The organism is Pseudomonas sp. YA1 (assembly GCF_058680555.1).
Genome location: NZ_JBZWBG010000013.1, coordinates 200,854 through 211,702 on the forward strand (window position 1 = coordinate 200,854; position 10,849 = coordinate 211,702).

Genomic DNA, 10,849 nt, shown 5'->3' on the forward strand with positions numbered 1-10,849 from the left:
CGGCGACGTCATCGACGCCGTCACGGAAGCCTGGCTAGCTCCGCCGAGCCCATACCGCTCAGGATTTTCTGCGTTGGCGGGGGCTGGTGCGATCCAGCTCGGCCAGGTGTTCCAGCTTGTCGCGGATCTTCAGTTCCAGGCCCCTCGGCACCGGTTGATAGTAACGCCGCGGCTCCAGATCCTCGGGGAAATAATCCTCTCCGGCGGCATAGGCATCCGGCTCGTCGTGGGCGTAGCGGTATTCCTCGCCATAGCCGAGGCTCTTCATCAATTTGGTCGGCGCGTTGCGCAAGTGCAATGGCACTTCCCGCGAGCCGCTTTCGGCGACGTCGCGCATCGCCGCGTTGAACGCGCTGTACACCGCATTGCTCTTCGGCGCACAGGCCAGGTAGACGATGGCCTGGGCCACCGCCAGCTCGCCTTCGGGGCTGCCCAGGCGCTCCTGCACGTCCCAGGCCGACAGGCACAGGCCGAGGGCGCGAGGATCGGCGTTGCCAACCTCCTCGCTGGCCATGCGTACCACCCGCCGGGCGATGTACAGGGGATCGCAGCCGCCGTCGAGCATGCGCGCGAACCAATAGAGTGCCGCGTCGGGATTGGAGCCGCGCACCGACTTGTGCAGCGCGCTGATCTGGTCGTAGAACGCCTCGCCGCCCTTGTCGAAACGCCGGCGGGTGTCGCCGAGCAGATTCTGCAGCAGTTCGGGACTGATCTCGCTGCCGTCCTCGGCGAGGTCGGCAGCGTTCTCCAGCAGGTTCAGCAGGCGCCGCCCATCGCCGTCGGCGGCGGCCAGGAGAACCTGGAAGCTCTCCTCCGGCAGGCTCAGCTTGCGCTTGCCGAGGCCCTTGTCCTCGTTCAGCGCGCGGCCCACCAGCTTGCGCAGGGCGGCTTCGTCGAGGCTCTTGAGGACATACACGCGAGCCCGCGAGAGCAGCGCGTTGTTCAACTCGAAGGACGGGTTCTCGGTGGTCGCGCCAATGAAGATCAGCGTGCCGTCTTCCACATAGGGCAGGAAGGCATCCTGCTGGCTCTTGTTGAAGCGGTGCACCTCATCGACGAACAGGATGGTCCGGCGCCCGTATTGCGCGGCGTGCTGCTTGGCCACCTCGACCGCCTGGCGGATCTCCTTGACCCCGGACAGCACCGCGGAAATGGTCTCGAAATGAGCGTCCGACACCTGCGCCAGCAGCCGCGCCAGGGTGGTCTTGCCGACTCCCGGCGGGCCCCAGAAGATCATCGAGTGCAGCGCGCCCTGCTCCAGCGCCTCGCGCAAGGGCTTGCCGCGGGCCAGCAGGTGTTCCTGCCCCACGTACTCGTCCAGGTTTGCGGGCCTCAGCCGTGCCGCCAGGGGCTGCGCGACGGGCTCGCTGCGGAACAGATCCACGGCTTGCGCTTACTCCTGGATCACGTCGACGCCCGGCGGAACGTCGAAGGTGAATTGCTTGGCATCCAGCGCCTCGTTCATCTTCACGTCGAAGAACAGGATGTTGGTGCGCTGGCCGACGCCATCGATCATCTGCATGTCGTTCACCTTGCCGCTGCGGAACGACAGGCGCAAGGTGTCGAAGAGGGTGTCCTTGGTCTTCGGCTTGAGCACGAAATCGACTACGTTGCCGCCTTCCTTGTAGGTGATGGCGAAGCTTTCGCTGATCTTCGAGATGTCGCCGGAGAGCAGCAGCGCCGGCGTCTGGGTCAGGCGCTGATCGAGCTTCTGGATGGTCACCTGCTCCAGGTCCGGGTCGTACAGCCAGACCTTCTCGCCGTTGGAAATGAGCAATTGCTCGTTCGGCGCATCGGTATGCCAGCGGAACAGTCCCGGCCGCTTCAGGCTCAGTTGGCCGGCGGTTTCCTGCAGGCGCGTGCCGCTACCGTCCAGGGTCAGCTGGGAAAAACGCGCGGTCAGGGTCTGGGCCTTGTTCAGCAGGCCGGTCAGGCGCTGGACGGCGGCGCTGTCGTCGGCATGGGCCAGCGAAGCGCCCATGGCCAGGGCGGCAACGAACAACGTGCGGATCAGTCGCATCGGAATCCTCTAAAACCTGTCGGGTTCAATCACGAACCGGCGCCGGCGCGATGACTTCGCGGGAGCCGTTGGTATTCATCGGGGTGACCACGCCGGCCATCTCCATCGCCTCGATCATCCGCGCGGCGCGGTTGTAGCCGATCTTCAGCTTGCGTTGCACGGCGGAGATCGATGCCCGGCGACTCTCGGTGACGAAACGTACCGCCTCGTCGTAGAGCGGGTCGTCCTCGCTGCCTTCGCCGGAGCCGTCGCCGCCATCGAAGGAACCGCCACCGCCGCCGCCTTCGTCGACGCCAGCGAGGATGTCCTCGATGTAGTCGGGCGCGCCGCGCAGCTTCCAGGCCTCGACCACCCGGTGCACCTCGTCGTCGGAAACGAAGGCGCCGTGTACGCGAATCGGCAGGCCTGTGCCCGGCGGCAGGTAGAGCATGTCGCCGTGGCCGAGCAGTTGTTCGGCGCCCCCCTGGTCGAGGATGGTGCGCGAGTCGATCTTGCTGGAGACCTGGAAGGCGATCCGGGTCGGAATGTTGGCCTTGATCAGGCCGGTGATCACGTCCACCGACGGCCGCTGGGTCGCCAGGATCAGGTGGATACCGGCCGCCCGCGCCTTCTGCGCGATACGGGCGATAAGCTCCTCGACCTTCTTGCCGACGATCATCATCATGTCGGCGAATTCGTCGACCACCACCACGATGGTCGGCAGGGTGCTCAGTTGCGGCGGCTCGTCGTCCGGGCTTTCGCGACGGAACAGCGGGTCGGTCAGCGGCGTGCCGGCCTCCTCGGCGTCCTTCACCTTGCGGTTGAAGCCAGCCAGGTTGCGCACGCCCATGGCCGCCATCAGGCGGTAGCGCCGCTCCATCTCCGCCACGCTCCAGCGCAGGGCGTTGGCGGCTTCCTTCATGTCGGTGACCACCGGACAGAGCAGGTGCGGGATCCCTTCGTAGATCGACAGTTCGAGCATCTTCGGGTCGATCATGATCAGTCGCGCCTCGCTCGGCGTGGACTTGAACAGGATCGACAGGAGCATGGCGTTGACCCCCACCGACTTACCGGAGCCGGTGGTACCGGCCACCAGCAGGTGCGGCATCTTCGCCAGGTCGGTGATGATCGGCCGACCGCCGATGTCGTGGCCCAGGGCCAGCGGCACGGTGGACTTGTGCTCGTCGTACTCCGGCGACGACAGCACTTCGGAGAAGCGCACCATCTGCCGGTCTTCGTTGGGAATCTCGATGCCGACGGTGGTCTTGCCGGGAATCACTTCCACCACCCGCACGCTGATCACCGCCAGCGAGCGCGCCAGGTCCTTGGCCAGGTTGGAAATGCGGCTGACCTTGACCCCCGCCGCAGGCTGGATCTCGAAACGGGTGATCACGGGGCCCGGATGCACCGAATCCACGCTGACCTCGACGCCGAACTCCTTCAGCTTGATCTCCAGCAGGCGCGACATCGCCTCCAGCGACTCGGGCGAGTAGCTCTTCTGCTTCACTTCCGCCGGGTCGAGCAGCGACAGCGGCGGCAGGGTGCCCTCCACCGCCGTATCGACGAACAGCGGCGCCTGCTTCTCTTTCAGCACGCGCTTGCTCGGCTCCGGGGCCTTCGGCGGCGGTGGCGGATCGATCTTCGGCGGCGGGCGCTTCTCCCGCTCGCTCATGTGCTTGGCCAGGGCCTCTTCGCGTTCCAGCAGGCGCTCCTTGGCCTTGGACTGTTCGCGGCGGTCCGGCACGCTCGGCGCCACCACCTCGGCGACACGCTCGTCGACCTCGCGCAGTTGCGCGACCAGTTGCTTGCGCTCGGCGCGCGCGCCCATCCAGCGATTGAAGGCGTTCTGGATCAGTTCGAAGAAGTCCAGGGTGATCTTGCCGGTGACATCCATCACCTTGAACCAGGAGAGGTCGGCGAACACCGTCAGGCCGAAGAGGAACAGGGCGAAGAACACCAGCGTGCTGCCCTGCACGTTCAGCGCATCCACCGCGACGCGCCCTAGGCTCTGGCCGATGGCGCCGCCGGCCGAGGCGCTGGCCGGCATGTGGCCGCTGGCGTGGAAATGGATGTAGGCCAGTGCCGAGCCGGCCAGGATCAGGAAGATCAGCCCGACCAGGCGCCAGGAAAACAGCCAGGTGTTCCATTCCCACGGCAGGTTGCGGCGGCGGAATACCTGCCAGGTCTTGATGCCCAGCAACAGCGGAAAGAGGTAGGCGAAGTAGCCGAGCGTCATGAACAGGATATCGGCGGATACCGCACCGAGCCGACCGGCGGCATTCTGCACCTGGTCAACCTGGCTCGAGTGACTCCAGCTCGGATCGGCCGGGTCATAGGTGAGCAGAGCCATCCACAAGTAGAGGCAGAGCGCGCCCAGCGCGATCAGGACCCCTTCCTTCAGGCGGGAATGCAGTTGCTGACGCCATGCGGCGGCATGGCTCGCGGTGGTCGAATCCTTCAAATCGCTATTTTTCCTGCGCACGGCTGGTGCTTTAGAAGCTGTCTTGGTCAAAACGCGCCTATTGTACGGCTTTAGGGAAACTCTGAAAAATCACACCCGAAATCAGCGGCAATCCGTGCGTGGCTGATCCCGGCCCCGGGGTTTTGCCGGCCTTTTGCGGATAGGTGTAGCATAGCCGGCAGAACTCTTCAGGCGGCTCCATTGGAGCACGCATTTTCTTATGTGACAAAGGCTTATGGAGTCTTTTTATGAGTGAAGTCAAGCATTCGCGCCTCATCATCCTGGGCTCCGGTCCGGCCGGCTATACCGCCGCCGTGTACGCCGCACGCGCCAATCTCAAGCCAGTGGTGATCACCGGCATCCAGCCAGGCGGCCAGCTGACCACCACCACCGAAGTCGACAACTGGCCGGGCGACGTCGAAGGCCTTACCGGCCCGGCGCTGATGACCCGCATGCAGCAACACGCCGAGCGTTTCGACACCGAGATCGTCTACGACCACATCCACACCGCCGAGTTGCAACAGCGCCCCTTCACACTGAAGGGCGATAGTGGCACTTATACCTGCGATGCATTGATCATTGCCACCGGTGCCTCCGCGCAATACCTGGGCATGTCGTCGGAAGAAGCCTTCATGGGCAAGGGCGTTTCCGCCTGCGCCACCTGCGACGGCTTCTTCTACCGCAACCAGGTGGTCTGCGTGGTCGGCGGCGGCAATACCGCCGTCGAGGAAGCGCTGTACCTGGCCAACATCGCCAAGGAAGTCCACCTGATCCACCGTCGCGACAAGCTGCGTTCGGAGAAAATCCTCCAGGACAAGCTGTTCGACAAGGCCGAGAACGGCAACGTGCGCCTGCACTGGAACACCACCCTGGACGAGGTGCTGGGCGACGCCAGCGGCGTCACCGGCGTACGCCTGAAGAGCACCATCGACGGCAGCACCAGCGAACTGTCGCTGGCCGGCGTGTTCATCGCCATCGGCCACAAGCCGAACACCGACCTGTTCCAGGGCCAACTGGAAATGCGCGATGGCTACCTGCGGATCCACGGCGGCAGCGAAGGCAACGCCACCCAGACCAGCATCGAAGGCGTGTTCGCCGCCGGCGACGTGGCCGACCACGTCTACCGCCAGGCCATCACTTCCGCCGGCGCCGGCTGCATGGCCGCGCTGGATGCCGAAAAATACCTCGACGACCATTGATCGGACCCGGGGGAGGCCCGCCCTCCCCTACCCCGCCATGCTGACCTGGCTTTCCCGCACCGACTTCGACTTTCCGCCCCTCGACAAGGCCCTGCAGGAGCCCAACGGGCTGCTCGCGGCCGGAGGCGACCTCAATCCGCAACGCCTGGTCGCAGCCTATCGCCACGGCTGCTTCCCCTGGTACCAGGATGGCCAGCCGATCCTCTGGTGGTCGCCCGACCCGCGCACCGTCCTGTTCCCCGACGAACTGCACGTTTCCCGCAGCCTGGCCAAGTGCCTGCGCCAGCAACGCTTCGAAGTCACCTTCAACCGTGACTTCCGGGCGGTGATCCAGGCTTGTGCCGCGCCGCGCGACTACGCCGACGGCACCTGGATCACCACGCCGATGCAACTGGCCTACCAGGAGCTGCACCTGCGCGGCATCGCCCACTCCGTGGAAGTCTGGCAGGAGCGACAACTGGTCGGCGGCCTCTACGGCCTGGCAATGGGCAGGCTGTTCTTCGGCGAATCGATGTTCAGCCGCGCCGACAACGCTTCCAAGGTCGGCTTCGTCACGCTGGTCCGCCATCTGCGCGACGCCGGCTTCGTCCTCGTCGACTGCCAGATGCCGACCCGCCACCTGCACAGCCTGGGCGCCCGCGCCATCGGCCGGGGGGAATTCGCCGACTACCTGCAACGCTATCGCGACCAGCCTCCTACCGGCGACCTGGATTTTTAGGCGAGTTTCCGTGCCTGGCATAAACTTGCTTATGGGTCCCTGCTGGAGTTCACCATGACCGAACTCGCCCGACTGAAGTTCTACGCGACGCAACCGCACCCGTGCAGCTACCTGCCCGAGGAGCAGGCAACCACCCTGTTCCTCGATCCCAGCCAGCCCATGGACACGCAGCTGTACGCCTCGCTGTCGGAAGTCGGCTTCCGCCGTAGCGGCGACCATCTCTATCGTCCGCACTGCCAGCATTGCACCGCCTGCATCGCCGCGCGCATACCGGTCGCCGACTTCAGCCCGAACCGCCAGCAGCGGCGCATCCTCAAGCGCAATGCGGAACTGCAGGTGATCCGCAAGCGACCGAGCTTCAACGAGGAGTACTACGACCTCTATCGGCGCTACATCGAGCAACGCCACGCCGACGGCGACATGTATCCGCCCAGCCGCGACCAGTTCGCCACCTTCCTGGTCCGCGACCTGCCCTTCTGCTGCTTCTTCGAGTTCCGCCTGCATGGCCGCCTGCTGGCCATAGCCGTGACGGACGTGCTGCCGAACGGACTCTCGGCCGTCTATACCTTCTACGATCCCGACGAAGAGCAGCGCAGCCTGGGACGCTACGCGATCCTCTGGCAGATCGCCGAGACCGAACGCCTGGGCCTGCAGGCCGTCTACCTGGGCTACTGGATCAAGAATTGCCGCAAGATGAACTACAAGACCCAGTACCGGCCCATCGAACTGTTCGTCAACCAGCGCTGGGTCGCCCTCACCTGATAGCCGTGTGGCGCTATTGTCGATTTTCTGGCACAATGCACGCCGCTTTTCACGGCCCACCTCTCATTGAAAGGGCCACCCATAGATACCGAGGGCTCTACTGCATGTCGAAAGAAGACAGCTTCGAAATGGAAGGTACTGTCGTCGACACCCTGCCCAACACCATGTTCCGTGTGGAGTTGGAAAATGGGCACGTCGTCACCGCGCACATCTCCGGCAAAATGCGCAAGAACTACATCCGCATCCTCACCGGCGACAAGGTCCGCGTGGAACTGACGCCCTACGACCTGAGCAAGGGCCGCATCACCTACCGCGCCCGCTGAGTCGACACGAGCCGCTGCGGCTCGCCGATTGCAAAAGAAAACGCCCGGCATCTGCCGGGCGTTTTCGTTGCCGCGCTCGGATCAGGCGGGCTCCGCCGCCGTGATCTCGAACTCGAAGGCCAGCTCGTCGCCCTTCAGGTCGACATGCACCAGGCCGCCATGCTCGGCCAGCTCGCCGAACAGGATCTCCTCGGCCAACGGCCGCTTGATCTTGTCCTGGATAAGCCGCGCCATCGGTCGCGCACCCATCTGCACGTCGTAGCCCTTCTCCGCCAGCCAGCCGCGCGCCGCATCGCTGACCTCGAGCTGGACGCGCTTGTCCTCCAGCTGCGCCTGCAGCTCGGTGAGGAACTTGTCGACCACGCTCTTGATCGTCTCGGTGCTCAGGCGGCCGAACTGGATGATGGTATCCAGGCGGTTGCGGAACTCCGGGGTGAAGCTCTTCTTGATCACTTCCATCGCATCGGTGGTGTGATCCTGCTGGTTGAAGCCGATCGACGCGCGCGCCGCCACTTCCGCGCCGGCGTTGGTGGTCATGATCAGGATGATGTTGCGGAAGTCCGCCTTGCGCCCGTTGTTGTCGGTCAGGGTGCCGTGGTCCATCACCTGCAGCAGCAGGTTGAAGACCTCCGGGTGAGCCTTCTCGATCTCGTCGAGCAGCAACACGCAGTGCGGGGTCTTGGTGATCGCCTCGGTGAGCAGGCCGCCCTGGTCGAAGCCGACGTAGCCCGGAGGCGCACCGATCAGCCGCGACACGGTATGCCGCTCCATGTACTCGGACATGTCGAAGCGCACCAGTTCCACGCCCAAGGCCTTCGCCAACTGCCGCGCCACCTCGGTCTTGCCCACGCCGGTGGGACCGGCGAAGAGGAACGAGCCGACCGGCTTGTCCGGCGCCTTGAGCCCGGCCCGGGACAGCTTGATCGCGGTGGACAGCGACTCGATGGCGTCGTCCTGGCCGAACACGGTCAGCTTGAGGTCGCGCTCGAGGTTGCGCAGCAACTCCTTGTCGGAGGTGGTGACGTGTTTCGGCGGGATCCGCGCGATCTTCGCCACGATATCCTCGACCTGCGCCACCTCGATGCGCTTCACGCGCTTCTCTTCCGGCTGCAGGCGCTGGTAGGCGCCCGCCTCGTCGATGACGTCGATGGCCTTGTCCGGCATGTGCCGGTCGTTGATGTAGCGCGCCGCCAGCTCGGCCGCGGCGCGCAGCGCCTCGTCGCTGTACTCGATGTGGTGATGCTGCTCGAAGCGCCCCTTGAGACCCTTGAGGATGCCATAGGTGTCTTCCACCGACGGCTCGGTCACGTCGACCTTCTGGAAGCGCCGCGCCAAGGCCCGGTCCTTCTCGAAGATGCCGCGGAACTCCTGGAAGGTGGTCGAGCCGATGCAGCGGATCTCGCCCGAGGACAAGACCGGCTTGAGCAGGTTGGAGGCGTCCATTACCCCGCCGGATGCCGCACCGGCACCGATGATGGTATGGATCTCGTCGATGAACAGCACCGCGTGCGGGCGCTTGCGCAACTCGTTGAGCAAGGCCTTGAAGCGCTTCTCGAAGTCGCCGCGGTACTTGGTACCCGCGAGCAAGGCACCCAGGTCGAGGGAGTAGACCACGCTGTCGGCCAGCAGGTCCGGCACCTGGCCATCGACGATGCGTTTGGCCAGGCCCTCGGCGATGGCCGTCTTGCCGACCCCCGCCTCACCTACCAGCAGCGGGTTGTTCTTGCGCCGACGGGCAAGGATCTGCGCCACCCGCTCGACTTCATGCTCGCGCCCCACCAGCGGGTCGATCCGCCCCTGGCGAGCCAGTTCGTTGAGGTTGCTGGCATAGGCGTCCAGCGGATGGTTGGACGTGGCCGACTCGCCACCTTCCTCATCCTGCATATCCTGCTCCCCATCCTGCGGATGTTCGGCATGCCCGGGCACCTTGGAGATGCCGTGGGCGATGTAGTTCACCACATCGATACGCGCAATGCTCTGCTGCTTGAGCAGGAACACCGCCTGGCTTTCCTGTTCGCTGAAGATCGCCACCAGGACATTGGCCCCGGTCACTTCGCGCTTGCCGGAACTCTGCACGTGGAACACCGCACGCTGCAGGACGCGCTGGAAGCCCAGCGTCGGCTGGGTTTCGCGCTCGTCGTCGTGCTGCGGGATCAGCGGCGTGGTGGAATCGATGAATTCCTGCAGGTCGCGCCGCAGCTTGTCCAGGTTGGCACCGCACGCACGCAATACCGTTGCCGCCGCCTCATTGTCCAGCAAGGCCAGCAGCAGGTGCTCAACCGTCATGAATTCATGGCGTTTGGCCCTCGCCTCCTTGAAGGCGAGATTGAGGGTGACTTCGAGCTCTCGATTCAACATGGCTTCACCTCGCTCCCAAACATCCGATCAACTGTCTTTCTCTATCTCGCAGAGCAATGGATGCTGGCTCTCCCGTGCATACTGATTGACCTGCATCGCCTTGGTTTCGGCCACGTCCCGGGTAAACAAGCCGCAGACCGCCTTACCCTGAGTATGTACCGTCAACATGATCTTGGTGGCTTTTTCCCGGTCCATGTTGAAGAACACTTCCAGCACTTCAACAACAAAGTCCATCGGCGTGTAATCGTCGTTGAACAGTACCACCTTATACAACGGTGGCGGCTGTAATACAGGCTTCGACTCCTGTACCGCGAGCCCCGCCCCTTCGTCCTCGTGTTCATGAGGCTCGGGATGGTCCTGATTGAATGTTAGTCGAATCTGGCTAGGTGCATGCATGAGGAAAAAAAGCTTTGCCTTTCTGGAAAGTTATGGACCGACATGATGTTGATCCGTTTCTCAGGCGTATGGTTCAGCGCCTTGACTAACTGCAAAAGGGTGTTACAAACAATGGAATACCCCTACAGGGTATCAGGGGTTCCGCACCCGTCTCGACCCAGGTCGGACGCGGGATCGTAGTGGATGATACTCCAGCGTTGGAGTCCTTTGCAGAGGGATATGAGCATGCTCAGCGGTAAGGTCAAGTGGTTCAACAACGCCAAGGGCTACGGGTTCATCCTGGCCGAGGGCCGAGATGAGGACCTGTTCGCCCATTACTCGGCCATTCAGATGGACGGTTACAAGACACTCAAGGCGGGCCAGCCGGTCAATTTCGAGATCATCCAGGGACCGAAGGGACTGCATGCCATCAACATCAGCCCCGCCACCGCGACAACCGCCGCACCCTCCGCCCCCGCCCCGCAGGAAGAGCCGCAGGCGACGCCCATCGAAGCCTGACCCCAGCGCGGATGCGGTGTCTAGTCCTGAAATAGGTTTACACCTGCTCAGGTAGGCCGATAGGTCTCAAAGCGCCCGATGCACCGCATCGGGCGTTTTGTTTTTCAGGGCCATGTGAGGCCGCTCTGTGTTGTA

The 10,849-nt window shown here is 64.0% G+C and carries 10 protein-coding genes; 5 read left to right on the top strand and 5 right to left on the bottom strand.

Going from position 1 to position 10,849, the window contains the following annotated elements; translation table 11 throughout:
* Positions 1-58: 58 nt before the first annotated feature.
* From AC4OR5_RS20060 to ftsK, 3 genes are read right to left on the bottom strand one after another with little or no spacing between them, the layout of a single operon-like run.
* A complete protein-coding gene (locus tag AC4OR5_RS20060; RefSeq protein WP_003138947.1) occupies positions 59-1,384 on the bottom strand; it encodes a replication-associated recombination protein A in 1,326 nt (441 codons plus the stop codon).
* A 9-nt stretch (positions 1,385-1,393) separates the two neighbouring features.
* Entirely contained in the window at positions 1,394-2,020 is a 627-nt protein-coding gene (gene lolA / locus AC4OR5_RS20065; protein WP_003090414.1) for an outer membrane lipoprotein periplasmic chaperone LolA, read from the bottom strand.
* Between the two features lie 25 nt (positions 2,021-2,045).
* Positions 2,046-4,481: a DNA translocase FtsK gene (gene ftsK / locus AC4OR5_RS20070; RefSeq protein ID WP_003131123.1), complete on the bottom strand. Its 2,436-nt coding sequence runs from the start codon at positions 4,479-4,481 to the stop codon at positions 2,046-2,048.
* Positions 4,482-4,708: 227 nt separating this feature from the next.
* On the opposite strand from ftsK, the gene trxB reads away from it, so the two are divergent.
* The 4 genes from trxB (at position 4,709) to infA (ending at position 7,462) form a co-directional block, all read left to right on the top strand.
* Entirely contained in the window at positions 4,709-5,659 is a 951-nt protein-coding gene (gene trxB, locus AC4OR5_RS20075) for a thioredoxin-disulfide reductase (RefSeq protein WP_003090421.1), read from the top strand.
* Positions 5,660-5,696: 37 nt separating this feature from the next.
* A complete protein-coding gene (gene aat / locus AC4OR5_RS20080; protein WP_023125797.1) occupies positions 5,697-6,377 on the top strand; it encodes a leucyl/phenylalanyl-tRNA--protein transferase in 681 nt (226 codons plus the stop codon).
* Between the two features lie 54 nt (positions 6,378-6,431).
* A complete protein-coding gene (locus AC4OR5_RS20085; protein ID WP_003108766.1) occupies positions 6,432-7,139 on the top strand; it encodes an arginyltransferase in 708 nt (235 codons plus the stop codon).
* Between the two features lie 104 nt (positions 7,140-7,243).
* Complete coding sequence (infA, locus tag AC4OR5_RS20090) at positions 7,244-7,462, top strand: translation initiation factor IF-1 (RefSeq protein ID WP_002553999.1); 219 nt, start codon at positions 7,244-7,246, stop codon at positions 7,460-7,462.
* An 81-nt stretch (positions 7,463-7,543) separates the two neighbouring features.
* Here the strand turns inward: infA and clpA are convergent, their stop codons facing one another.
* Positions 7,544-9,820 carry an ATP-dependent Clp protease ATP-binding subunit ClpA gene (gene clpA / locus AC4OR5_RS20095; protein WP_003090432.1) on the bottom strand — a complete coding sequence of 759 codons (2,277 nt, stop codon included), beginning with the start codon at positions 9,818-9,820 and terminating at the stop codon, positions 7,544-7,546.
* A 27-nt stretch (positions 9,821-9,847) separates the two neighbouring features.
* Positions 9,848-10,216, bottom strand: a complete 369-nt coding sequence (gene clpS, locus AC4OR5_RS20100) for an ATP-dependent Clp protease adapter ClpS (protein WP_003097649.1) — start codon at positions 10,214-10,216, stop codon at positions 9,848-9,850.
* Between the two features lie 225 nt (positions 10,217-10,441).
* On the opposite strand from clpS, the gene cspD reads away from it, so the two are divergent.
* Positions 10,442-10,714 carry a cold shock domain-containing protein CspD gene (gene cspD / locus AC4OR5_RS20105; RefSeq protein WP_003090435.1) on the top strand — a complete coding sequence of 91 codons (273 nt, stop codon included), beginning with the start codon at positions 10,442-10,444 and terminating at the stop codon, positions 10,712-10,714.
* The last annotated feature ends 135 nt before the right edge of the window (positions 10,715-10,849 follow it).